The 23,123-nt window shown below is 71.7% G+C and carries 19 protein-coding genes; 4 read left to right on the top strand and 15 right to left on the bottom strand.

All coding sequences use genetic code 11. From position 1 onward, the window contains the following. Positions 1 to 71 precede the first annotated feature (71 nt). The 13 genes from ACSMXO_RS25785 to ACSMXO_RS25725 all read right to left on the bottom strand — a co-directional run bounded on the left by ACSMXO_RS25785 (position 72) and on the right by ACSMXO_RS25725 (position 15,834). Entirely contained in the window at positions 72 to 1,661 is a 1,590-nt protein-coding gene (locus tag ACSMXO_RS25785; protein WP_455414129.1) for an ArnT family glycosyltransferase, read from the bottom strand. Beyond that, the gene (locus ACSMXO_RS25780) at positions 1,658 to 3,064 is read right to left on the bottom strand and encodes an MATE family efflux transporter (protein ID WP_455414128.1); all 1,407 of its coding nucleotides are present in this window, start codon (positions 3,062 to 3,064) and stop codon (positions 1,658 to 1,660) included. The genes ACSMXO_RS25785 and ACSMXO_RS25780 overlap by 4 nt, the downstream gene beginning before the upstream one ends. Further along, on the bottom strand, positions 3,061 to 4,710 hold the full coding sequence (locus ACSMXO_RS25775) for an ArnT family glycosyltransferase (RefSeq protein WP_455414127.1): 1,650 nt from the start codon (positions 4,708 to 4,710) through the stop codon (positions 3,061 to 3,063). Before ACSMXO_RS25775 ends, ACSMXO_RS25780 begins: the two co-directional genes overlap by 4 nt. A gap of 74 nt (positions 4,711 to 4,784) precedes the next feature. Next, a complete protein-coding gene (locus ACSMXO_RS25770; protein ID WP_455414126.1) occupies positions 4,785 to 8,555 on the bottom strand; it encodes a beta-ketoacyl synthase N-terminal-like domain-containing protein in 3,771 nt (1,256 codons plus the stop codon). A 45-nt stretch (positions 8,556 to 8,600) separates the two neighbouring features. Continuing rightward, complete coding sequence (locus tag ACSMXO_RS25765) at positions 8,601 to 9,650, bottom strand: hypothetical protein (RefSeq protein ID WP_455414125.1); 1,050 nt, start codon at positions 9,648 to 9,650, stop codon at positions 8,601 to 8,603. A 20-nt stretch (positions 9,651 to 9,670) separates the two neighbouring features. Continuing rightward, the gene (locus ACSMXO_RS25760) at positions 9,671 to 10,510 is read right to left on the bottom strand and encodes an ACP S-malonyltransferase (protein ID WP_455419311.1); all 840 of its coding nucleotides are present in this window, start codon (positions 10,508 to 10,510) and stop codon (positions 9,671 to 9,673) included. A 51-nt stretch (positions 10,511 to 10,561) separates the two neighbouring features. Next, positions 10,562 to 11,695 carry a hypothetical protein gene (locus ACSMXO_RS25755; RefSeq protein WP_455414124.1) on the bottom strand — a complete coding sequence of 378 codons (1,134 nt, stop codon included), beginning with the start codon at positions 11,693 to 11,695 and terminating at the stop codon, positions 10,562 to 10,564. Then, positions 11,692 to 12,141, bottom strand: coding sequence for an SRPBCC family protein (locus ACSMXO_RS25750; protein WP_455414123.1), 450 nt, complete (start codon positions 12,139 to 12,141; stop codon positions 11,692 to 11,694). The genes ACSMXO_RS25755 and ACSMXO_RS25750 overlap by 4 nt, the downstream gene beginning before the upstream one ends. A 264-nt stretch (positions 12,142 to 12,405) precedes the next feature. Next, the gene (locus ACSMXO_RS25745; RefSeq protein ID WP_455419310.1) at positions 12,406 to 13,287 is read right to left on the bottom strand and encodes a fructosamine kinase family protein; all 882 of its coding nucleotides are present in this window, start codon (positions 13,285 to 13,287) and stop codon (positions 12,406 to 12,408) included. 41 nt (positions 13,288 to 13,328) lie between these two features. Further along, complete coding sequence (locus tag ACSMXO_RS25740) at positions 13,329 to 13,583, bottom strand: hypothetical protein (RefSeq protein WP_455414122.1); 255 nt, start codon at positions 13,581 to 13,583, stop codon at positions 13,329 to 13,331. A gap of 48 nt (positions 13,584 to 13,631) precedes the next feature. Continuing rightward, positions 13,632 to 14,210, bottom strand: coding sequence for a dihydrofolate reductase family protein (locus ACSMXO_RS25735; RefSeq protein WP_455414121.1), 579 nt, complete (start codon positions 14,208 to 14,210; stop codon positions 13,632 to 13,634). Positions 14,211 to 14,360: 150 nt separating this feature from the next. After that, positions 14,361 to 14,975: a dihydrofolate reductase family protein gene (locus tag ACSMXO_RS25730; protein ID WP_455414120.1), complete on the bottom strand. Its 615-nt coding sequence runs from the start codon at positions 14,973 to 14,975 to the stop codon at positions 14,361 to 14,363. A gap of 370 nt (positions 14,976 to 15,345) precedes the next feature. Next, positions 15,346 to 15,834 (bottom strand): MarR family winged helix-turn-helix transcriptional regulator, encoded by a 489-nt coding sequence (locus ACSMXO_RS25725; RefSeq protein WP_455414119.1) that lies wholly within the window; start codon positions 15,832 to 15,834, stop codon positions 15,346 to 15,348. 110 nt (positions 15,835 to 15,944) lie between these two features. Here ACSMXO_RS25725 and ACSMXO_RS25720 point away from each other — a divergent pair, with 110 nt between their 5' ends. From ACSMXO_RS25720 to ACSMXO_RS25710, 3 genes are read left to right on the top strand one after another with little or no spacing between them, the layout of a single operon-like run. Next, the gene (locus ACSMXO_RS25720; protein WP_455414118.1) at positions 15,945 to 16,994 is read left to right on the top strand and encodes an LLM class flavin-dependent oxidoreductase; all 1,050 of its coding nucleotides are present in this window, start codon (positions 15,945 to 15,947) and stop codon (positions 16,992 to 16,994) included. Next, complete coding sequence (locus ACSMXO_RS25715) at positions 16,987 to 18,018, top strand: LLM class flavin-dependent oxidoreductase (RefSeq protein ID WP_455414117.1); 1,032 nt, start codon at positions 16,987 to 16,989, stop codon at positions 18,016 to 18,018. The genes ACSMXO_RS25720 and ACSMXO_RS25715 overlap by 8 nt, the downstream gene beginning before the upstream one ends. Then, positions 17,999 to 18,772 carry an NAD(P)-binding domain-containing protein gene (locus tag ACSMXO_RS25710; protein WP_455414116.1) on the top strand — a complete coding sequence of 258 codons (774 nt, stop codon included), beginning with the start codon at positions 17,999 to 18,001 and terminating at the stop codon, positions 18,770 to 18,772. Before ACSMXO_RS25715 ends, ACSMXO_RS25710 begins: the two co-directional genes overlap by 20 nt. 157 nt (positions 18,773 to 18,929) lie before the next feature. Here ACSMXO_RS25710 and ACSMXO_RS25705 read toward each other — a convergent pair whose 3' ends face one another. Further along, positions 18,930 to 19,694, bottom strand: coding sequence for an SDR family NAD(P)-dependent oxidoreductase (locus tag ACSMXO_RS25705; protein ID WP_455414115.1), 765 nt, complete (start codon positions 19,692 to 19,694; stop codon positions 18,930 to 18,932). 409 nt (positions 19,695 to 20,103) lie between these two features. On the opposite strand from ACSMXO_RS25705, the gene ACSMXO_RS25700 reads away from it, so the two are divergent. Continuing rightward, entirely contained in the window at positions 20,104 to 21,294 is a 1,191-nt protein-coding gene (locus ACSMXO_RS25700; RefSeq protein WP_455414114.1) for an MFS transporter, read from the top strand. A 148-nt stretch (positions 21,295 to 21,442) separates the two neighbouring features. Here ACSMXO_RS25700 and ACSMXO_RS25695 read toward each other — a convergent pair whose 3' ends face one another. Then, positions 21,443 to 23,065, bottom strand: coding sequence for an ABC-F family ATP-binding cassette domain-containing protein (locus ACSMXO_RS25695; protein WP_455414113.1), 1,623 nt, complete (start codon positions 23,063 to 23,065; stop codon positions 21,443 to 21,445). Positions 23,066 to 23,123 lie beyond the last annotated feature (58 nt).

Here is a 23,123-nt window from a genome sequence, read left to right as displayed (position 1 = left end):
CGAAACGGTGCGGGCTCACGCGTGTCCGGAGTCTGACGCACTCGGCGAGGAACGGAATGTGGACGACGGCGTCACCGCCGCCCGGTTTCGCCGGTCGTCCAGCCGGGCTCCCGCGCCGGGCAGTCCCGCCGCCGGCAGCCCAGACTGCCGGCCGGGTCGACCCGGCGCAGTACGACCGGCGAGTCCGGCGGTCCCCAGGAAGCGACCACCGAACTGTTCCGCCAGGCGCTCACCACCTCGGGCGCCTGCTCCCAACTGATCGCCGGCGTGCCGAGCAGCGACTCCATCGCCCGGCCGGCCAGGAGGTAGTCGACGTCGCGCCACCCGTTCGGCAGTTCGGTGACAGCCTCGGGATCGCGGTCCAGTTTGTAGTGCCAGACGGCGCCGTCCCACCCATTCCCACTCCACCCGAGGCGGACCAGATCGTTCCAGGTGTCGTCGTCGGTGAGCACCACCGTGTCCCGGGGCAGGCTGGCGGCGACGAACGACAGCGCCTGCCGGTACGGGGCGTTCGCGTCCACGGTCAGGGCCGTCCGGGTGCCCGCCACCCACGACGGGGCCGCGGCCAGGACGGCCGCAGCGGCCAGCACCGCCACCGCGACGCGGGCCCCGGCCGACCGGCGGCCGGGCAGGCGGGTCGCCGCGCACCAGCCCTGCCACACCGCGTACCCGATCAGCAGCGCCAGGAACGGCAGCATCGTGATCACGTGCATGGCCGGCAGGTAGCCGCCGGGCCGCGACCCGGCCAGGGCGAGCACGACCGGGATCAACGCGACACCGCGGGTGGCCCGCCGGGCGAGGCCCAGCGGGGCGGCGGCCACCCCGAGCGAGAGCAGGTACGGGTCGAGCGACCACCACGACGCGACGATCCGACGGGCCGTGGAGCCGGGATCGAGGAGGGACCCGGAGCCGCCGCGACCGTGCAGTTGCCACTCGATCGCCCCGAGCAACGGCAAGATGTCGTTGGCGATCGCGACGCACACCACCCAGCCGCCCACGACCAGACCGGCCGCGGCGAGCCAGCGGCCGGCGCCGGACGAGCGGGGCCGGCCCTCGCCCGACGTGAGCAGCGCGACCAGGATGCCCAGCCCAGCCAGGGCGGCGGTCTCCTTGCTGAGGATCGCGACGCCGAAGCACACCCCGGACAGCACCGGGCGGCGCCAGCGCGGCGAGCCGGTCGCCGTCGCGAGCGAGGCCAGCAGCCACATCAGCGCGATGTTGTCGAGCAGGATCTGCCGGCCGTAGCAGAGCACCAGCGGCGACAGGCACCAGATCCCGATGACCGCCGACGCCCCGCTCCGGGGCATGCCGAGGTTGCGGGCGACGCGGTAGAGCAGGGCGGCGGAGACCACCATGACCATCGCCAGCACGGCTCGCCCGCCGACCAGGGCCGGCTGACCGCCGGACAGCCACTGCGCCGGGCGCAGCAACGCGGCCAACTGGATCCAGCCCAGCGGCGGATGGTCGTACCAGTAGGTGTAGTGCGCGAGCCGCCCCTCGGTGACCACGGCCCAGGCCTGGGCGTAGTAGGTGCCCTCGTCGTCGTTGCCGAACTCCGGGTAGCCACCGAGGTTGGTCCCGTAGAGGACGGCCACGACGGACAGGCAGGCCGCCAGCGGCAGTGCGGCCCGGAGGTGAGCGGTGCGCCGGGTACTGGTCATGGCCACCTCGCCGGGGTGACGCCGACCCGGCGGCCGCCGGTCACCGCGAGCACCGTGTAGCCCAGGCCGACAACCCAGCCGACGACGACCGCCCAGATCAGCCCGTCCACGCCGAACCGGTCGCCGAGCAGCGCCGACAGCGGCAGACGGACGGCCGCGAAGGAGAGCAGGGTGCAGACCAGCGGGATCGTCGTACGGCCGAGGCCGGTGACGTAGCCGTGGATGACGACCATCAGCGCGTAACAGACGAAGAACGGGTACGTGATGGCGATGTATCGTCCGATCATCCCGGTCACCACGGGATCGGACACGAACAGTCCGGCGACCAGGTCACGGGAGGTGACCAGGCCGACCGACACCGGCACACTCAACGCGACGGTCAGCCATACGCACCCGGCGAGCGCCGTCCGGATCCGGTCGGGGTGACCGGCCCCGGTGTTCTGGGCGACCGTCACCGACAGCGCGGACGCCAGGGCAAGGAAGACCAACGAGGCGAACAGTTCCAACCGGACGATGACGGTGATCCCGGCGAGGACCGCCGTCCCCAGGCCCGCGACGATCCCGAGCAGCACGGTGGCGCCGAGCCCGATCACCAGGTGCTGCGCCGTGATCGGCAGGCCGATCCGGATCCCGGTACGCAACTCGCGGCGCACGGCCGACGCCGTCGGCGCTCTCCCGGACCTGCCGCCGCGCTGCCGGGCCAGCCCGGACAGGCCCACACCGGCGGCGAGCGCGCTCGCGCCGACCGTCGCACAGGCCGCCCCGGCCAGTCCCAGCTCCAGCGGCCCGACGAACCACCACACCAGCCCGGCGTTGAGCAGGTTGCCCAGGCCGAGCAGCAGCATCGAGGCGCGGGAGTCACCGCGGCCGCCGTAGACCGCGGCGATCGCGGTGAGCCCGAAGACGGGGAGCAGCCCGGCAGAGTACGTCGTGAGGAACAGCCGGGCGTCCTGCGCCACCTGCGCGCCGACGCCCATGGCGGCGAAGGCCGGTCCGGCGAGCGCCAGCGTGAGGCCGACGCCGACCAGCGACCAGAGCACCGTGCCGGTGGCCAAGGCGCGCTGGGCGGCACGGGGATCCTGCCCGGCGCCCGTGAGCTGTCCGATCCGGATCGAGAAGGCCCCGGCGAGCCCGTACGACCCGGTCGACAACAGGTACACCAGCCCCTGGGCGGCGCCCACCGCAGCCAGGCCCGGGCTGCCCAGGAAGTGCCCCACGACCGCGCCGTCCACCAGCAGGTACGACTGCTGCAGCAGGCTCGACCCGGCAACCGGCAGCGCGTAGGACACCGTCCGGCGCAGCACCGGGCCGCGGGTCAGGTCGGTGCGGTCGGCCGGGTCCCGTTCGTCGGTGGCCGTCCCGGGCCGGTGCGGCGCCGCCGGCCCGGCCCGCTCGGCGGTCACCGGCCCCGGACGCCCGGTAGCGTCCGCCCGTACCCGAGGTCGTAGTGGATCAGCGCCGGCCACAACTCCGGCCAGGGCCGGGTGGTGCCGGCGCAGAGCAGCACCGGCTGGCCCTGCGCGTTGTTCGACAGCCCGACGCCGTTGTCGACCACCGCTGCCTGGCGGCAGTCCCGGAAGGCCGCGGAGACCACGGCCGGACTCTCGAACCCCACCAGTACGACCGGCCCGGTGCCGGCGGGCGGTCCCCACTGGGCGTAGCCGGTGTGCCCGCTGAAGGCGCGCGGCAGCCCCAGCGCGGCTCCGTACACGTCCAGGGCCCCGGCGTTGGAGTAGTTGGTCGTGAAGATCACCGCCTGGTCCCGGTCGGACGGCGGGATCTGCTGCCAGACCCGCGAGACGGTACGCGCCAGCTCGGGCCAGCCGACCTCCTCGACGATCATCGGGTTCAGCCGACCCACCCCGCTCGCCTGCAGGTGCCGGACCGGGATCACCGGCAGGCAGCACAGCACGTCGACGACGAACGCCACCGCCAGCATGGTGGCCAGCGCCGCCGGACGCCACGGGAGCGGTCGCCGGTCGCCCCCGCCGGCCGCCGTGGTGCCGGAGCCGGGCCGGATCGCGGCGGTGGCCCGGCGGCCGCGAGCCAGCCACCGTTCCCCGGCCAGACCACCCAGCGCGGCCAGCGCCGGGCCCATGCCGCAGGTGTAGTAGCCCCGGCCGCGCATGGCCATCACCAGGACCAGCATCAGCAGGTAACCCAGGCCGAGTGCGCGCGCCGGGCGCAGCCGCTCGGAGCGGAAGACGTACCACAGTCCACCGAGAAACAGCGGCAGGGCCGGGGCCGCCAGCATGGTTGCCTGGCCCCACAACTGGCCCAGTGGTCGGCTCTCCGCCAGCGCCGCGATCGAGTCGGCCACCTCGGCCTGCGGCCAGCCATGCGTCGCCTGCCAGTAGACGTACGGCGCGGCGGCCAGCACGGCCGGCACCGCCCCGAGCGCGGTCCACCACGAGCGCAGCAGCCAGCGGGGACCGACCAGCAGCACGGCGACGGCGAGGCAGCCGGCGGCGACGCCGACGAGCACCTTGTTGGTCAGCCCCAGCCCCAGGGCCAGCCCCGCCGGGACCATCCAGCGCGGGTCGGCGGAGGTGCCGGCCCGGACCAGGCACCAGCACAGCACGGCGGTGGCCAGCACGTCGAACGTCCCGGTGACGAAGAGGTGCCCGGTGGTCAGCGCGGTGCCCGAGGCGGCCCACAGCCCCGCCGCGAGCAGCCGAGCGACCGGGCCGCCGCCGAGCAGGCCGGCCAGGGATCCGGCGACGACGACGGCCCCGCAACTGGCCAGCGCCGCCACCGCCCGGACCACCTCCAGCCGCCCGTCGCCGAGCGCGAAGAGGGCGTGCACCGCGACCGGGTTGAAGACCGGCTGGTCCGGATACCCCCAGGCCGGTTCCGCGCCGGCCCGGATGAAGTACAGCTCGTCGATGAACCAGCCGTACCGTCCGGCGGTCGCCATCAGCAGCCCGAACAACCCGGCGGCGACCACCAGTTCCGGGCGCCGCACTGCCAGGCCGGCCATGGGCACGGCGGACGTGCCGGGGCCGGGCCGCAGCCGTACCGCTCCGGGCACCAGTGAACCTTTTTCCATCTCCCCTTGCGGTCCCTCGTGACCGCCGATGGAAGTCGGTGCACCGGCACCGCGCGGTCCAGGTGGAGAAACGTTCATTCGTAGCTGTCCGCCCACTCGGTTCCGTAGCCGGACTCGATCGTCTCGGCGATGGCCTGCACCGAGGCGGCTCCGAGCAGGTCGACCGGGTCGATGCTCAGCCCCAGGGCGCTGCTCAGGTTGCTCGTCACGGCCACCACGCCGAGGGAGTCGACACCCAGCGTCCGCAGGTCCGCGTCGATCGGCACGGTACGGGCGCCGGTCGCGTGCGCGAGACACCTGGCCACGGTCAGCTCCACGGCGGAGTACTCCCCGTCGGGCCGGCCCACCAGATCGACGGCGACCGCCTGGATCGCGGCCCGGTTCCGTTCGGCCAGCTGCTCCAGCCGGTCCGCCGCGGCGACCGCCGCCGCGTCAACCCGCTCGGCGATCTCGTCCGACAGCGCCATCCGCTGCGCCGGCAGCATCGCGACCAGCTCGCTGGTGTAGTCGATCCGGCCGGCCAGGAAGCGCCGGTGATCCGAGCGCAGCCCGGCCATCAGCAGGTCCAGCCCTTCCTCGGTACGCAGGGCCCGGAACACGCCGTCCTCGTTCGCGCCCGTGGTCACCGCCATGCCGGTGTCCCGCCAGGCCACCCAGTCGATCGCCAGCACCCGGCGGGCGGTGGTGGACCTCTGGCTGGGGCCGGCTCCGCAGGCGTCGCCGACCGTGGACCTCTGGCTGGGGTCGGCTCCGCAGGCGTCGCCGACCGTGGACCTCTGGCTGGGGTCGGCTCCGCAGGCGTCGCCGACCGTGGACGCCGCCACGGCCACCGTGTCCAGGTAGTAGTTCGCCGCCGCGTAGTCGGCTTGGCCCAGCGACGGGAACACCGCCGCGGCCGAGGCCATGTGCACGACGAAGTCCGGTGGATCGTGCCGGGTCAGGGCATCCAGCAGGTAGCCGCCGCGCATCTTCGGCCGGAGTACTCGCCGGAAGTCCTCGGCCGTCCGGAACATGATCAGGTTCTCGCCCGGGATGCCCGCCGCGTGCACCACGCCGTCGAGGCGCCCGTGCTCGCGCCGGATCCGAGACACCAGGTCGGTGAGGTGCTCCTCGTCCCCGGCGTCGCCGGCCTCCACCCGGACGTCGGCCCCGAGTTCGACGAGGTCCAGCAGGGCGCGCGCCCGGTCGGCCAGCGGGCCGCCGTCCGGGGTGTGTGCCAGCCGCTCCCACTCCGCGCGGGGCGGCAGCGCAGTCCGGCCGGTCAGGTACAGGCGGACGCCGGGCGCCTGCTGCGCGAAGCGGTGCCCGATGGCCAGGCCGAGGCCGCCGGTACCGCCGCTGATCAGGTAGGCGCCCCCGGGCCGGAGCGGCTCGGTGTCGAGATCGGCCCGGGGTGTCAGCTCGGGGATCTCGCTGAACAGTTCGGCGTGTGGCACACCGTCGCGCAGCGCGTAGACGCCGGGGGAGTCGGCGAGCAGTTCCCGGCCCAGCACCTCATCGGCGGTGGCGTCGTCGGTGTCCACCAGGCGGACGTTCAGTGTCGGGTACTCCTGGATCAGCGTCTTGGCCAGTCCGGCCAGGGCGGCGTTCTCGGCGACCGCCCCGACGCCCGGTTCGACCGCCAGGGCGTTGCGGGTCAGCACCACCAACGTCAGCTGGGCCGCCCGCTGCATCAGCTCCTTGGCCAACAGGAAGAGCCCGACCACGTTCTTCTCGACCCGCCGGTCGAACTCCGCCAGATCGGCGGCCGGTCGCGGTTCGAAGCCCAGGGCGAACACGAGGTGGGTCGGCTCGTCGGCGAGGAGCCGGTCGGTGGTCGCGGAGAATCGGTCCGGCGCGTCCGGGTCCGGCGGCGGCGGGCTGACCAGCCGTACGCCGGGCAGCGCTGCGGTCAGCCGGGGCCCGGTGTCCGGCGCGTCCCGGTCGACGAGTGCGACCGCCGACACCGGGGTGGTGGCTTTCGCCGCGCCGTCGACCGGGACGAAGGTTACCTGGTAGGCGCCGGATTGCCCGACCGGCCGGCTGTCCCCGAGCAGGCGTGACTCCCAGTCGTCCGGGAACGGTACCCAGGCGCGGGTCTCGTCGAACAGGTACGGCACGAGGCTGACCGTCCGCGGAGCCGGGCCCGGATGCCCGTCGGCGAACTGCTGCAGTAGGTCGACGTCGTCGCCCTGCTGCCAGCCCACCCGCAGCCTCTCCAGCAGGCGGTCGCGCTCGTCCCGGCCGGCTGGCTCCGGGCGCGGGTCACCGGCGTCGGTACGCGCCGAGGGCGGGTCACCGGCAAGGATCGCGGTCAGCCCGTCCCGCAGTTCGCCGATGTCCCGGACCACCAGACCGACCCGGCGCTCGTGGTGGCTGCGCGAGACGTTCGCGGTGTAGCAGACGTCCGCGAGCCGCCGGTCGAGGTCGCCGCGGGCCAGCCGGTCCCGCAGCGCGTGCAGGATCAGCCGCAGCGAGCGGTCGGTCCGGGCGCTGAGCGTGCAGAGGTATCCGAGCCGGGCGTCGGGCTCGGACACCGGCGCCTCGGCCGTCGGATCGACGTACTCCTCGAGGACCACGTGCGCGTTCGTGCCGCCGAGACCGAAAGCGCTCACCCCGCACCGGCGGACCCCGTCGCGCTCCGGCCACGGTTCGAGTTCGGTCGGCAACCGCACCGGGGAGGCGGCGAAGTCGATGTCGGGGTTGGGCTGCCGCAGGTAGGACAGCGGGGCGATCTGCCGGTTCCGCAAACCCTGCACCGCCTTGATCATCCCGAGGACTCCGGACCCCTCGAAGAGGTGCCCGACGGTGGTCTTGACCGTGCCGACCGCGCAGAAGCCGCGCTCGTCGGTCACCCTGCGGAACGCCCGGGTCAAGCCGTCGATCTCCACCGGGTCGCCGATCCGGGTCGCCGTCCCGTGCACCTCCAGATAGCCCAGGGTGCGCGGGTCGATCCCGGCCCGCTGCCAGGCCGAGGCCAGCAGCCGGGCCTGCGACTGCGCGTCCGGCCCGGTCATCGACTCGGAATTGCCGTCGTGGTTCACCGCGCTGCCCTTGATCACCGCGAGGACCTGGTCGCGGTCGGCGAGTGCCCGGTCCAGGCGCTTGAGCACCAGGGCACCGGCCCCCTCGCCCATCCCGGTGCCGTCGGCGGAGTCGTCGAACGTCCGGGTCGTGCCGTCGGACGACTCGATCCCGATCCGGTGGGAAGCGCGCTTGACCGGCAGCAGCATCACCCGGGAGCCAGCCACCACGGCCATGTCGCAGTCGTCGGCGAGCAGAGCCGTCCGGGCCAGGTGTACCGCGACCAGCGACGCCGAGCAGGCGCTGTCCACCACCATGCTGGGACCCCACAGATCGAGCAGGTACGACAGCCGGTTGGCGAGCATCGTCGGGATGTTGCCGGTGATGCCGAGCTGGTTCACCGAGGAGTCGATCGTCGACCAGTACTCGGCGTAGTCACCGCCGGGATTGGCGGCGAAGCCGACGTACACACCGGTCCGGCTTCCCCGAACCCGCTCGCCCACATAGCCGGCGTCCTCGAGGGCGCGGTAGGTCGTCCGTAGCATGAGCCGCTGGTGCGGGTCGGTGAGCGCCGCCTGGGCCTGGGTCATCCCGAAGAACTCGTGGTCGAACAGGTCGATCCGGTCCAGGTAGCTGGCCCGGTGGTACTCGGGACCGGCCAGATCCGGCCGCTGGCCGAGGGCGGTCCGGTCCCGGTGACGGACGAACTCCTCGACGTCGCGCCGGCGCCGGGCCGGAAACGGTCGGGTGAGGCTGCGACCGGCCGCCACCAGCTCCCACAAGCCTTGCGGATCGGAGGCTCCCGGGATCTCGACGGCCTGGCCGATGATTGCGATGTCCATGCTCGGCACCTTCGACTTCAGTGGTGGTGGAGCGGCCGGTGCCGCTCAACCGGGAAGGGTGATCGTCACGGCTCCGGCGGCCAGCTCGGCCTTGAGCTGGCGCAGGCAGGTCACCTCGGCCGTCCGGAGGGTCTGCAGCTCACGGCGCCACGGGCCGAGGTCGCCCGGGCCCTGGCCGCCCAGGTACCCCATGGCCCGGCCGAGCAACTGGGACAGCAGCGCCGCCAGCCGGCGGTACGTGGTCACCACCTCCGGGCTGTGCGAGGTGTACCGGAGGAACCGGTAGAACAGGTTCCGGGAACCGGCGAGCATCCGCAGCAGGTCGGCGCTGGCCACCTGCTGGTCCAGGTCGGGGCGGCAGGCCCGGTCGGTGAGCAGCAGCTGGGGCAGGGCCTCGTACGCCTCGAATCCGTCCTGCAGCCCGGTGATGCTCTGCCGGTAACGCTCGGCGAACATCTCCGGTTGCGGTGCCCCGGTCCTGCGCAGGCTCAGACAGTCCACGAACCAGTGCTCCGGGTCGGCGGTGGCGGCGGCCGTCACCTCGGCAACGGCGAGGTACTCGGGGCGGAACTCGGGTCCCTCGTCGGTGGTGTCCGGGGTCACCAGCCACTCGCCGTCCTCGGACACCCCGCAGACCATCACGCCGTGCGCGCCGCGCCCGCCGCCGTCGGGGCGCCCACGGCGGCGCATCAGGTCGGCCCAGTAGCCGACGTCCGCGGCCGGCGCGTAGAAGGTCACCGGCTGGCCAGCCGCCACGAGGCCGGGTAGCCGCGGCAGCAGGTCGAGGTCGGCGTGTCCCATCCACTGCACCTCGTAGCCCAGGGCCGCGAGGTCCTCGATGTCGCACAGGTCCTGCCGCATCGTCCAGCGTGGCTGCTGCTGGATCGCGCAGTGCCGGTAGTAGTCGGTGGTCCTGCCGAGCGCGCCGTAGGTGAGCAGGTCAGCCATTGGCGTCACTGCCCGCAGGTAGGACAGGGCCTGCCGTTGCCGGCACTCCAGGTACATGGTGGGGTCGGCGTTGACCAGGCGATCGGTGGCACTCAACTGGCGGACCGGGCCGACCGGGGTCGCCACCACCTCGGTCGCGGCGGACACCGCCGCGCCTGCGGCCGCCCTCAACGGACCGCTCCGATCATCGCGGTGAGGGTGCTGCCCTCCAACTCGTCCACCTGGGTCACCCCGAGCCGGCGCAGCCGGTGCACCACCGCCACCCACTCCACCGGGCTGACCAGCTGGCGGGTCAGCAGCTCGGCCGCGGACGCGGGGTCGAAGTCCGCACCGGTGACGCTCGAGACGACCAGGGTGTGCCCGGGGCCGAACGACGCCTCCCGCAGGGCCCGGGCGAAGCGGACCCGGGCCGGAGCCATCAGCGGGGTGTGGAAGGGCCCGCTGACCCGCAGCGGTAGCACGTTGTTCGCCCCGGCGGACCGCAGCAGCCGCGACACCAGCCCGAGCTGGGCGGTCTGCCCGCCGAGGGTCACGTGACGGTCGCTGTTCCGGTTGGCGAGGAACACCTGGTTCAGGTTGCTGCGGCGGATCACCCGGTCGACCTCGTCGGCCGGCAGCCCGAGTACCGCCACCATGCCGCCGTCGCGGACCTCCGCCATCGCGAGGGCGCGTTCCCGTACCAGGCGCAGCCCGCTCATCAGGTCCAGGATTCCGGCGGCCACCAGCGCGTTGAACTCGCCGAGGCTGTGACCGGCGAAGACGGCGTACTCGCGGGGGCCGTCGTCCTCGGCGTGGGCGAGCGCCCGAAGAGCGTTCACCAGGAAGATGGTCGGCTGGGCGTACCGGGTGTCGGTCAACTGGGCGACGTCGCCCCGCTCGGACATCTCGCGCGGCGACCAGCCCAGGACGTCCTCGGCGGCGGCGACGATCTCGGGATAGCGCCGGAACAGCTCGGCGCCCATACGCGGACGTTGAGTGCCCTGTCCGGGGAATACCAGTCCGTACATACGTGTGCCCTTCTCGATGTTCTCTTCCAGGTCGGTCACCAGCGGCCCGGTTCAAGCCGCGGTGGCCGGCCGCACCGGGATGTACTCCAGGACGTCGCCCTGCGGTTCCAGGCATTTGCGGGTGAACATCCGCACCGCGATTCCCGGGCCGAAGTCGAACGCCCGCGACGGGCGGTGCTCGGCCATCACCGATCGCACCGTGGCCGACCAGTCCAGTGGCCGGCAGATAACCTGCGACAGGCAGTCGGCGTAGAGGTCCCCGGCCCGCTGCAGGTTCCGCGGAAAATCGGTGGCGTACACCGGCGCGGCGAGCCGGGCGCTGGTGATCGACGTGCCGGCCCAGGCCCGGTCCGCGCCCAGGTGGTCGAGCACCGGCGCCAACCGGCTGTTGTGGAACGGGACCGTGCTGCGCAGGAAGGCGTAGCCGGCGCCCGCCCCGGCGAATGCCGCCCGGTGCCGCAACCACAGCTCGAGCAGTCCGCTGGTGCTGCCGCAGAGGACGGCGTCGCAGGGGCCGTTCACCAGGCCCAGTTCGACTGGGCGCCCGCCTTCCGCCAGGTGCTCGGCCAGCAGGTCGCGGAGCCGGTCCACCGCCAGCCCGGACACGGCGACCATCGGCCCGGGACGCCCCTTGGCGCCGCTGAGCTGGGCGTACCGGCGTACGAGTCCCGGTTCGCCGTGCGGGTCACCGGCCGCCTGCTGGCAGCGCAGCAGGGTCAGCGTCGTCATCGCCATCGACTCGTGAGCGTCCCGGAGGAACTGCTGCTGGCCGCCGTCGGGCCGCAGCGTTGCGATCACCGCGGAGATCAGGCCGAGGCTATGGCCGAGGCCGATCACCGGGCCGGACCAGGCTGCCCGGGCATCCGGCCGGAGCAGGCACAGGTGCATGAGGTGGGTGAGCAGCCCTTCGACCACCGAGGACCGCAGCGCCGCCGGGGTGATCGGCGCCTGACCACGAAACCAACCGCGTAGCGGGATCCCGTCCGGCGTCAGGTGCCGGGCGCCGTCCGCGCCGAAGCGGTGGACCGCCCGGTCGACGGCCTCCGCGGCGACCTCAAGGAGCTGCCGGTCACCGGGGCGCCGATAGAGGTTCTGTAGCTGACGGACCAGGCCGGGACCGGACGCCCCGAAGCCCGAGAACAGCAGGAGCGAGGACGCGGATCCCTGCCGACCCGAGGAGGTCATGCGGATCCTCCTTGGGGCAGGTTGGTGGTCTCGGCGGTCTTCTTCAGCGCGCTCAGCCAGTCCCGCAGCGGGGACTCGGGCGCGGTGCGCAGGTTGGTCGGGTCGGCCCGTACGGGCTCGCCATCCCAGGACTCCTCGGTCCGGTCAAGGACGCCCTCCGGCCGCGGCGTGAACGTACCCAGGCGCAGGTGCAGGCCGTCGATACCGTGCGTCCGGCGGTCCCGGGCGATGCGCCGCTGTGGCACGAGCTCACCGATCGTGGACGTGATCTCCAAACCCGCGGCGAGCCAGTCGAAGGTCGCTCCGCGCAGGTTCGCCCGCTCGGTGTACGGGTTCCGGTCCGACCGACGGTCGACGGTGGTGTGCAGGTCCCGCACCATGCTGAGCGCGGCGTGGGTGAAGGGCTCCAGTTCGACGATCACCGGGGCGTTGCGGTTGACGTCCATCGCCATATCCGTAGCGTTCCCGGCCGGCCGGCAGCGGACATCCGGCAACTGACGCGACTTCATCCATAGAAATACGTCTATATATGTTCTTCGTGTCGTGCCGAACCTCGTTCGACGGTCCTGACCTGGGCTTTGCGGCTCGTGTCGGGCCGCCCGGTGGTACTGTCCGGTCAACCTAGGGCCCGCGCAGTGGTGGAAAGGCTCTGCTACGTCCGCGGCCCCGAAGGCGTCATGGCCTTCCGCGATCGACGGTCGGACCTCTGGTCAGGTGCGCGTCCGGAACGGGGCAAGGGTGGCACGGATCTGGTCGGCCGCGCCCCAGTCGTCGTCGAACTGGGCCAGCACGGCGAGGTGTTGTCGCAGCTGGACAATTGGCATGCGGGACCGCCAGTCCCGGTCGAGGGAGGTCAGCTCCGCGTAGACCTCGAAGAACCGTTGCGCCTCGGGCGGGGGCGAGGTGGACCACACATGGGCGAGGTCGACCTCGGCCCACAGGTAGGACACCGCCGGGTCGATCAGCGCGGGCTGCCCGTCCGGGGTGGCCAGGACGTTCTGTGCCCACAGGTCGCCGTGCGTCAGGCATGCCGGCCGGTCCGGCAGCAGGTCGGGCAGCCGGTGACACAGCCGCTCCAGCGCCGCCCGGTCTGCGGGGTCGAGTGCCGCCTCGACGCGGGGCTGCCCGAGCCACCGAAGCAGCCGATGCTGTGCGAAGAACGCAAAACCGTCGTCATCCCAAGTGTTGATCTGCCGGCGGCGGCCCAGCCAGTTGTCGCGGTGCCATCCGAAGCGAGGATGGGTCGTGCTCATGTGCAGGCGAGCGAGCGCGTGCGCGAACTGCTCCCAGAAGGTCTCACTGCGCGGCCTCGGCCGCAGCACCGACAACACAAGCAGTTCTCGGTCCGCCAGGATCACCTCGGGGGTCGCCAGGCCGCCGAGCTCGCGTAGCGCGGCCAGCCCTTCGGCCTCCGCGACGAAGACGTCGTCGGCAGGCGTGTCGGCGAAGGCCTTGACGAAGACCGAAGGCGCGTCCCGGCGCGTGGCTACGCCCGCGAGCGCCGCGACCCCACCCGTCGCCGGCTGCACTGTGACGACATCGCGCATCCCGGCCCGGAGCAGGCACTCCAGCAGGAACGTCGCCGAGTGCATCACGAAGGGCTCCTCCTGGCCGGGTGCTTGTTCGCCAGATGCTAGTCACCATCTCCGGACTCCTCGCCCGCGGCGAGGACTGTCTCGCCGTCGGCGGCGCGGGTCCGGTCCCGCATCGCGCCGCACTGATTCGGGTTGGCCTGGGTACCGGCGACGCGCCGGCGGAGTCGTCTGAGCAAATGCCGTACCGGGTATTGCTGCCCGAGGTGCCGCTGCGCCGGGTCCGGGATGGCGTTGCTGGTGGCGTGCAGCCAGCGTTCCAGCCGGGCCAGAAGTTCGTCGCGGGGCGGTAGCACTCCCGTACCGAAGAGTAGTTCTCGCGGATTCCGCCCGGCTTTGGCGGGTCAGACATGCAGGGTGGGCCGGTAGATGAGCTCTTGGATGTGACCGTCGAGCGTCCGGCTCTCGATCAGTTCGAGGTCGAAGTCGGCCGCACCCTGGAAGATCGGGTCCACCCCGGTCTGACCGGTGATCACGGGGAAGAGCGTCACCTGGACGCGGTCGACCAGACCGGCGGCCATCAGGGCCCGGTTCAACGACAGGCTGCCGTGCGAGCGCAACGGCACCTCGGACTCCTCCTTAAGCCGAGCGACGACGTCGATGGCGTCCCCGCGGACCACTGTCGCGTCCGGCCAGTCGAGGGATCCGTCCAGCGTGCTCGACACCACCGTCGCCGGCAGGTTCCTCATCCGGGTGACCCATGGGTCACGCACCTCGGACTCCTCGGTGCTCGATGCCAGCATCCGCGCGAACGCCCGGTACGTGTTGGCCCCGAAGACCATCCGCTGCGCCTCGCTGTACACGGCGAGGCGGTGGTCGAGCAGCTCGGGGCCCTGCTTGCCCCAGTAGCCGGTCCAGTCGCCGCTGGCGGCGCCGAAGCCATCGAGGCTGGAGAAGACGTCGAAGGTGTACGTGGCGGTCACGGTGCTCTCCTTGAGTAACGGTTGATCGGGTGTGCTGAGACAGCCTGGCCACACGTCGGGTTGCTGACCACATCAACATGTTTGGGCACTGCCCCCGGTGCGGTGCTCGGTAGGACGGGGAGGCTGCGGTACCTGGGTCACCTGTCCGGGTCAGGCAGTGGCCGTCGCATACCGCGGGCGGCCGATGGGCCGGTAGACCTGGATCGTTGTCCCCTTCGGGGTGGACCGCGATTGCACCAGGTCGAGCGCTGCGTCCGGGCCGGTGTCGGGGAACAGCCGTGTGCCCTGGCCGACGATCACGGGGCTGACGAGCAGGGTGATCTCGTCGACAAGCTGGTTGTCGAGCAGCCAGCGGATCAGGGCGCCGCTGCCGTGCACCTGAAGCTCACCTCCCGGCCGGGCTCTCAGCTCGCCGACGGCGACCGCGAGGTCACCGGAGAGGACGGTCGTGTCCGCCCACCGCGGATCGGTGAGTGTGGTCGACGCGACGTACTTCGGCCGGGTGTTCAACGCCGTCCAGATGGGGTTGTCGCCCGGGTCTGCCCAGGTGCCCCAGGAGCCGGCGAAGATTTCGTAGGTCCGCCGGCCGAACAGGAACGCGTCGGCGCGCTGGTAGACCTGGTTCAGGAACGTCCCGGCCTCGTTGTCCCATACCGGCGCCTGCCATCCGCCGCGCTCGAATCCGCCCCTGCGGTCCTCGTCCGGCCCGCCGAGTCCCTGCATCACGCCGTCGACGGTGATCATCGTGGTGGTAGTGAGCTTCACGATCGTGGTTCCCTTCTCGGGGGCCGCCGCCCCCTCGGGCGGCCTCTCACCCCAACTACGAACGCCACAGCCTCGATCCGACACGCACCGCCGAGATTTCTTGGAGAAATTTCGTACGCCCGGGGCGAGTAGGGTTCGCCGAGGTACTTCTGCGAGATCAGGTCAATGCTCAGCAGGCCGGATCGCCCTCGATCCGTTCCGTGCCGCCACCGCGCGGTTCACGGCCGCTGTCGCGGCTGGTTGCGATCAACATGTACCGGCACCGTACGCCGCACCGGCGTCGCACCCGCTCCCACCTGACCGAACAGATCCCGGACCGCGAAGGGCTCTCCGCCCCGGAGGCTGGTGAACGGATGTGAATCCCCGGCCCTCACTCCTTGCCGTAACCGTCGAGGCGCGCACGAAGTGCCGCGGCGATCTCGCCCGCTGTGACGAGTCGCTCCGGCGTGAGCGCGTCCACGAAGAGTTCGCGGACGGCGCGCAGGTGCGGAACGGTGGACCGCGCGAACGCCTCAGCGCCGGAGGGGGCGAGCAGGATCTCCGCCCCCCGGTTGTCCGTGGCGCACTCCTCGCGGCGGATGAGTCCGCGCCGCTCCATCCGGCCGAGGTGATGGGAGAGGCGGCTGCGCTCCCAGCCGATGTGTGCGGCGAGTTCCGAGGAGCGCATCCGCGACTCTGGCGCCTCGCTGAGGGCGAGCAGTACGGCGTAGTCGCCCGGCGACAGCGAGGACTCGCTCTGCAGGCGTGACGCTAGTTCGGATCTCAACCTTTCCGCTGTTTCGATGAAGTCGCGCCAGATCCGCAGCTCCTCGGCGGTGGGCAACTGGCGTCCGCGCCGCCGGGGTGTGGTTTCCGTCATCACACCTCCTGGTTGACATGTCAATTACACGTTACCATGATTGACGTGTCAATTAACTGGGCGTCTCCGGCGGCGCAGGGAGCACGCCGGGACCGGAGCAGGAGGAAGCCATGACAGCCCAAGCTTTCGAGCTGGGACTCGATTCGTTCGGGGAGGTGGCTACCGACGGCGATCGCATCCTGAGTGACGCCGAGACCGTACGGTTGCTCGTGGCGGAGGCCCGGCTCGCCGAGTCGGTCGAGCTCGACGTGTTCAGCGTCGGTGAGCACTACCGGGAGGGCCACAACGACTCGGCGACGCCCGTGCTGCTCGCGGCGATCGCGACGGCGACCGAGCGGATCCGGCTCGGCACCTCGGTCACGGTACTCAGCACGAACGATCCCGTCCGGCTCTATCACGAGTTCTCGACGCTGGACGCGGTGTCCAACGGCCGTGCACAGGTCGTCCTCGGACGCGCCTCGGCGACCGAGTCGTTCCCGCTGTTCGGCTACGACCTGGCGGACTACGAGCGGCTGTTCGAGGAGAAGCTCGATCTCTTCGTACGCCTTCAGCGGGAAGAACAGGTCACCTGGTCGGGCACCGTACGCAGCCCTCTTGTGGCGCAGCGGCTGCACCCGCGGATGCGGGCGGGCGGCATCCCGACCTGGATCGGCGTGGGCGGTAGCCCGAACTCGGTGGTCCGCGCGGCCCGCCACGGACTCCCGCTCATGCTCGCGATCATCGGGGGGCGCCCGCAGCGCTTCGCCGGCCACGTCAACCTCTATCTCCAGGCGCTCGAACAGTTCGGGCATCCGGTGCAGCCGGTCGGACAGCACTCGCTCGGCCTCGTCGCCGACACCGACGAGGAGGCGGTGCAGACCTGGTGGCGATACTGGCACCCGGTCGTGACCCAACTCGCCCGGGAACGCGGGTTCTACAAACCGGACCGTGCACGCTATGCGGCTGAACTCGACCGCGGGGCGCTGTTCGTCGGGTCGCCCGAGACGGTCGCGCAGAAGATCGCCACCGTGGCCCGCGACCTGCGACTGAGCCGCTTCGATCTGAAGTACGACATTATGCACCTGCCCCGCGAGGCCCGCGCCCGGACGATCGAGCTGCTCGGCCGCGAAGTCGCCCCCCGGGTCAAGGAACTGCTCGCCAAGGAGCCCGCCCATGTCTGATCTCGTGTTCGGCCTCGACACCTTCGGGGACGTGCCGGAGGACGACTCCGGTAAGCCCGTCTCCTACGCCGCCGCCATCCGACAGGTCGTCGACGAGGCGGTGCTGGCGGACGAACTCGGCGTCGACGTCATCGCCCTCGGCGAACACCACCGACCGGAGTACGCGGTCTCGACACCGGAGACCGTGCTCGCCGGCATCGCCACCCGTACCTCGCGGATCCGGCTCGCCTCCGGCGTGACCGTGCTCAGCTCGGACGACCCGGTCCGGGTGTTCCAACGCTTCGCCACGGTGGACGCGCTCTCCCACGGCCGCGCCGAGGTCATCCTCGGACGCGGCTCGTTCACTGAGTCCTTCCCGCTGTTCGGTTACGACCTGGCCGACTACGACGTGCTGTTCGAGGAGAAGATCGAGCTGTTCGTGAAGCTGCTCGACGAGAAGCCGGTGACCTGGAGCGGCACCACCCGCGCCCCGCTCGAGCGCGCCGACGTATTCCCGAAGACCGAATCGGGGCGCCTGACCACGTGGGTGGGCGTCGGTGGCTCGCCACAGTCGGTCGTACGCACCGCGCGCTACGGCCTGCCGCTCATGCTCGCCGTCATCGGCGGTACGCCCGAACGCTTCGCCCCCTACATCGACCTGTACCGGCGGGCGGCAGCGCAGTTCGGCACGCCCGCGCACCCGGTCGGGATGCACTCGCCGGGCTTCGTCGCCGACACGGACGAGGAGGCGATCGAGGTGTTCTGGCCCCGCTACCGGGTCATCCGGGACCGGATCGGCGCGCTACGCGGCTGGCCGCCGATCCGCCGGGAGGAGTTCGACGCCGAGGTCGAACGCGGCTCCCTCTACATCGGCTCGCCGGAGACCGTCGCCCGCCGCATGGCCCGCGCGATCACCAGCCTCGGCGTCGGCCGGTTCGACCTCATCTACACGGCGGGATCACAACCGGCCAGCGCCCGGATGCGCGCGGTGGAACTCTACGGCGCCAAGGTTATCCCCCTGGTCCGTGACATCCTCGCTGGCTGACCGGCAGGGCCGCCGCCACACCGACATCCGGAAGGAAGACATGGACGACAGCGCCCGGACCGAACCGCGAACCCTCGGCATCCTCGGCGCCGGCAAGGTGGGCACCGTGCTCGCTCGGCTCGCCCTGGCCGCCGGCTACCGGGTACTCATCGCCGGCTCCGGCGACCCGGCGAGGATCGCCCTCACCGTCGAAGTGCTCACCCCGGGGGCGGTCGCCACCACCGCCGTTGACGCCGCCACCAACGCCGATCTCGTCATCCTCGCCCTCCCGCTCGGCAAGTACCGCACCATCCCCGCCGAGGCGCTGCGCGGCAAGCTCGTCATCGACGCGATGAACTACTGGTGGGAAGTTGACGGAATCCGCGACGACCTCACCGACCCACGCACCTCGTCGAGCGAGATCGTCCAGGCGTTCCTTCCCGGTTCCCGCGTCGTCAAGGCGTTCAACCACCTCGGCTACCACGACCTCGAGGACGAGGCTCGCCCCGGCGGGGCGGCCGGCCGCAAGGCCATCGCGATCGCCGGCGACGATCCCGATGATGTTGCCGCCGTCGCCACCCTCGTTGACGCGCTCGGCTTCGATCCGGTCGTCGCGGGCCCGCTGGCCGAAGGGATGCGGTTCGGACCGGGCACCGAACTCTTCGGCGCCGACGTGGACGCCGAAAAGGTCCGCGCCATGCTCGACCGTTTCTGGCAATCGGAGCGCGGCAAAGCCGTCGCCCACGCCCGAGCTGGGAGCCTCGGGGAGGCATAGGGGTTCCCGCGACACCAGGTAGTCCACAGCTCAGCCGGTCCGACAGCGGCGCGGGTGCGGGCCGACGCGAAGGGCGGGCCCGCGAGCCCGGCGTTCGGCGACGGACCGCAGAGAGGGGCGGCCTGGCCTCGCCGGTGTCGGGGAAAGCCGCCGCAAGCTACCAGGCGGTCGCGCCACCCTCGACCGGAAAGTTGGAACCGGTCAGGTACGACGCCCGATCGGTTGCAAGGAAGGCCGCCAGTTCGACGACCTCCTCGGGTTGGGCAAAACGCTTGAGGAGCGTCTTGCTGGTTATCGCGTCCCGCGCTGCCTGGTTGTCGCCGAGGTCGCGGTCACTGGCCGGAGTCAGGACGGGTCCAGGACTGATGGCCAGCACACGGATGCCATGGGGTGCGCCTTCGAGCGCGAGCTGCCGGGTCATGCCGATGATGCCGGCGTTCGCCGCACAGTGCCCGACCATCGGCGGGACCTCGCCAGCGATCATTCCAGCCATTGACGCGACGTTGATGATGACGCCACCACCCCGCCGGACCAGGTGGGGCCACGCGAACTTCGACACGAAGAAGGGAATGTCGAGTTCGCCGGTTATCGTCGCCCGCCAGTCTTCGACCGAGAAGTCGGGCATCGGACCGAAGCGTAACGACGCCGCGTTGTTGTAGACCACGTCGAGTCCGCCGTAGGCTGCCGCGGCGTTCTCGACGAACTGCCGCGTCTGCTCCGGTTCGGTGAGATCGACCGGCGCGATGCCCGTCATCTCACCACCGCCGCGACGTACGAGTTCGACCGTCTCGTCGTTGCCAGCAGCCTGGATGTCGCAACCGACGACCTTCGCGCCCTCCCGCGCAAAGACCAGCGCCGCGGTGCGGCCCATGCCCCCACCGGTGCCCGTGACGAGCACCACCTTCCCGTCGAGCGTTCCCACGGAACTCCTCTAGGCTCGCGAACTGTACAGCGGCCTTATGGGGCGGCGACCTCGATATCCCATACCTGTGGCATCGCCACCACAGCGCACAGCCAGTCTCTGGCCGGCGAAGACCCCTGACCACGTCTGGCATCTTCCTTCCGCTGCTATCTCGCAGAGTACGCAGCGCGGGGGTGCGTTGAGCCCTTTTCATCGTGATGCTGCGGGTTAAGCCGAACAGCTCATCAGGGTGGCAAACGGACGGCGGCAGACGCAGCAGGGACCGGGGCCGGGCAGCGCCGATCGCCGGGCGGATGATGCGGCCGGTCGCCCGTGCCGACCACGTTGGGTGCGACGGAGGAGACCGGGTACCCCGCTACAGCCCTACAGCGAGTAGGGCGTCCTCTTCCAGCGCAGCCGAGGAGCCGACATGAGTATCGCCGGGCGGACGCGACTCTCACCGACCGTCTCCCTGGTGCTGCTCGCGTCGATTCTCGTGTCGTTCCTGGCCGCGTCGGCGGCCCCGACCCCGCTGTACGGGACCTACCAGGAGCGCTGGCACTTCTCGCCGATCACCACCACGGTGGTGTTCGCCGTCTACGCGGTCGCGGTACTGGCGTCGCTGCTCACGTTCGGCAGGTTGTCCGACCATGTCGGCCGGCGTCCGGTCCTGGCCGTCGCGATCGCGGTACAGATGGTCGCTCTGCTCATCTTCGTCTTCGCCAACGGGGTACCCACGCTCCTGGCCGCCCGCCTCGTGCAGGGGCTCGCGGCCGGCGCCGCCACCGGCGCCGTAGGCGCCGCCATGCTCGACATCAACCGTGCCCGCGGCACGCTCGCGAACTCCATCGCCCCCGGTATCGGAACCGGTAGCGGTGCCCTACTCTCGGCACTGCTCATCCGGTTCCTGCCCGCACCGACGCGACTGGTGTACATCGTCCTGCTCGTCATCCTGCTGGTCCAGGCCGCCGCGCTCGCCCTGATGCCGGAGACGGTCACGCCGACGGCGGGAGCGCGACGGAGCCTGCGTCCGGAGATCAAGCTGCCCCGTGCCGTGCGCGGGCCGGTACTGGTCGTCGTTCCGGTGCTCTTCGCCGTCTGGGCGCTGGCAGGCTTCTACGGGGCGCTCGGCCCGGCGCTGGTACGCGCCCTCATGGACACCTCGATCGTGGTTGCCGGCCTGGTCCTCTTCGTCTTCGCCCTCTTCGGGTCGGTCGCCGTCCTGCTGATGCGGAACACCGCCGCGCGGACCGTGATCCTCATCGGGATCGCCGCTCTCATCCTGGGCATGATCGTCACGCTGGTGTCCGTCATGGCCTCCTCCATCCCCGGCTTCTTCGCCGGCCTCGCGCTCGGGGGCATCGGCTTCGGCGGCGGTTTCCAGGGCAGTCTCAAGACCGTCATGCCGCTGGTCGAGGTGCACGAACGCGCCGGCGTGCTCTCCCTGCTGTACGTCGTCTGCTACGTCGGCTTCGGCCTACCCACCGTCATCGCCGGCTTCCTCGTGGTCTACGCCGGCGGCCTGCCCCGGACCGCCGACGAGTACTCCGTCGCGGTCATCCTCCTCGCTCTGGTCGCCCTACTCGGGGTGCGCAGGGCCACGAAGACGGCGCCCGGCTGATGCCGGGCTCGGGCCTGTACATAGCTCCCCTGTGCGCGCATCGGGCAGGGCCTCCCACAGGACGCCCTCCTACACCGTCCAGCCACCTGCGCCAACCTGCCGTCGCGGGATACGCCGAGGGGCTTGGCGGTCACCTGTCGCCCACCGGTCAGCCGCGCTGAGGTGACAGCCGCAGCTCGCGCCCCGGCCAGCGGGAACGCAGCCAGCGGTCGTGGCTGGCGACCACGATCGCACCGGGTCCGGTGGCCAGAGCCTCCTCCAGCTCGTCGCAGAGCCGCGGCGAGAGGTGGTTGGTCGGCTCGTCGAGCAGCAGCAGCTGGGGCGGGTCGGCCACCAGCAGCGCCAGGGCGAGCCGGCGCCGCTGGCCGACCGAGAGCTGGCCGACCGGCCGGTCCAGGTCCGCGGAGCCGAGCAGCCCGAGCGAGAGCAGCGGTACGGACTCGGCGCGCTCGGCACCGAGCGCCAGCTCGTAGGTCTCCCGCGCGGTGCGGCCCGGCCGGTCGAAGACGGTGTCCTGGGCGAGCAGGCCGACCCGCGGCTCATGCTGCCGGCGTAGCTCACCGGTGGCCTCCAGTCGGCCGGCCAGCACCGCGAGCAGTGTCGACTTCCCCGCCCCGTTGGGCCCGGTGATCAGTAGCCGGTCGGTGGCCGAGACGTCCAGCCGGTCGAGCGCGAGCCGGCCGGGTACGCGAATGTCCCGCAAGGACACCAGGATCCCATCTGTGGCGGTGCTGGCCAGCGTGGTGACCCGGAACCGGAGCGGGTCCGGCGGCTGGTCGACCTGCTCACGTTTCAGCTCGTCGAGGCGGCGGGCGGCGGTGCGCACCCGCCGCGAGATCTGGTTCTGTACCCGCCCGGCCGTGTGTCCGTAGCCCATCTTCTCGTTGTCGCGCCGGGCGCGCCCCGGTGCGACCTCGTGCGCGGTGACCTCGACGGAGCGGCGCAGTTCGGCGAGTTCCGCCTGTTCCTCGGTGAAGCGGCGCTGCCAGCGCTCTCGCTCCGCCCGCTTGGCGGCCTGGTAGTCGGTGTAGTTGCCGCCGTAGCGGGTCGGGCCGTCCAGGGCCGGATCGAGGTCGATCAGATCCGTGCAGACCGCGTCGAGGAACGCCCGGTCGTGGCTCGCCACCACCACGACCCCGGGCAGGCCACGCAGTTGCTCCTCGACGAAGGCCGCGGCGTCGTCGTCGAGGTGGTTGGTGGGCTCGTCGAGCAGTAGCGCCGTGGGCCGCCGTACCAGGAGCGCGGCCAACGCGACCCGCCCGCGTTGCCCGCCGGACAGAGACGCGAGCGTCCGCTCGCGTGGCAGCGCCCGGAGGCCGAGACCGGCCAGCATCATCTCGGCGCGCCGGTCGGCGTCCCAGGCGTCGCTGGTCTGCGCGCGGTCGAGCCGATCGCCGTACGCGGCGAGCAGGTCGGCGTACTCCGGCGCGTCCTGCGGGGTGTCGGCCAGCGCGCCGCTGAGCCGGTCCAGCTCGGCGAGATCCTCACGGGCCTCGCGCAGCGCGTCGTCGAGCACGGCGGCGATCGTGGAGGCCGGGTCGAAGGGCATCTCCTGGCGCAGGAAACCCAGTTCCGGTGGGCGGACGACGGTACCGGCGTCGGGCTCGTCCGCCCCGGCGAGCAGCCGCAGCAGAGTGGACTTGCCGGTGCCGTTCTCGCCGATCAGCCCGATCCGCTGGCCGGGCGCGGCGGTGAGGGAGACGCCGTCGAGCACCCGGCGGGTACCGAGCGTGCGGACCAGATCGTGGGCGAGCAGGGCAAAGTTGGACATGCGACACACACACCATCATCGGAATCGTCTTCGCCCCGCCGGCCAGTGCCGCCGTTCG

The organism is Plantactinospora sp. DSM 117369 (genome assembly GCF_053764795.1).
Note: the sequence above shows the minus strand (reverse complement) of the source record. Positions and strands in the feature narration are given on the sequence as shown.

Bases quoted from the DNA above. Each gene is read 5' to 3' on its own strand.
- ACSMXO_RS25760 (WP_455419311.1), bottom strand. From the start codon at position 10,510: ATGTACGGACTGGTATTCCCCGGACAGGGCACTCAACGTCCGCGTATG.
- ACSMXO_RS25700 (WP_455414114.1), top strand. From the start codon at position 20,104: ATGAGTATCGCCGGGCGGACGCGACTCTCACCGACCGTCTCCCTGGTG.
- ACSMXO_RS25775 (WP_455414127.1), bottom strand. From the start codon at position 4,710: ATGGAAAAAGGTTCACTGGTGCCCGGAGCGGTACGGCTGCGGCCCGGC.
- ACSMXO_RS25785 (WP_455414129.1), bottom strand. From the start codon at position 1,661: ATGACCAGTACCCGGCGCACCGCTCACCTCCGGGCCGCACTGCCGCTG.
- ACSMXO_RS25720 (WP_455414118.1), top strand. From the start codon at position 15,945: ATGACAGCCCAAGCTTTCGAGCTGGGACTCGATTCGTTCGGGGAGGTG.
- ACSMXO_RS25725 (WP_455414119.1), bottom strand. From the start codon at position 15,834: ATGACGGAAACCACACCCCGGCGGCGCGGACGCCAGTTGCCCACCGCC.
- ACSMXO_RS25695 (WP_455414113.1), bottom strand. From the start codon at position 23,065: ATGTCCAACTTTGCCCTGCTCGCCCACGATCTGGTCCGCACGCTCGGT.
- ACSMXO_RS25715 (WP_455414117.1), top strand. From the start codon at position 16,987: ATGTCTGATCTCGTGTTCGGCCTCGACACCTTCGGGGACGTGCCGGAG.
- ACSMXO_RS25770 (WP_455414126.1), bottom strand. From the start codon at position 8,555: ATGGACATCGCAATCATCGGCCAGGCCGTCGAGATCCCGGGAGCCTCC.
- ACSMXO_RS25755 (WP_455414124.1), bottom strand. From the start codon at position 11,695: ATGACCTCCTCGGGTCGGCAGGGATCCGCGTCCTCGCTCCTGCTGTTC.
- ACSMXO_RS25745 (WP_455419310.1), bottom strand. From the start codon at position 13,287: ATGCACTCGGCGACGTTCCTGCTGGAGTGCCTGCTCCGGGCCGGGATG.
- ACSMXO_RS25750 (WP_455414123.1), bottom strand. From the start codon at position 12,141: ATGGACGTCAACCGCAACGCCCCGGTGATCGTCGAACTGGAGCCCTTC.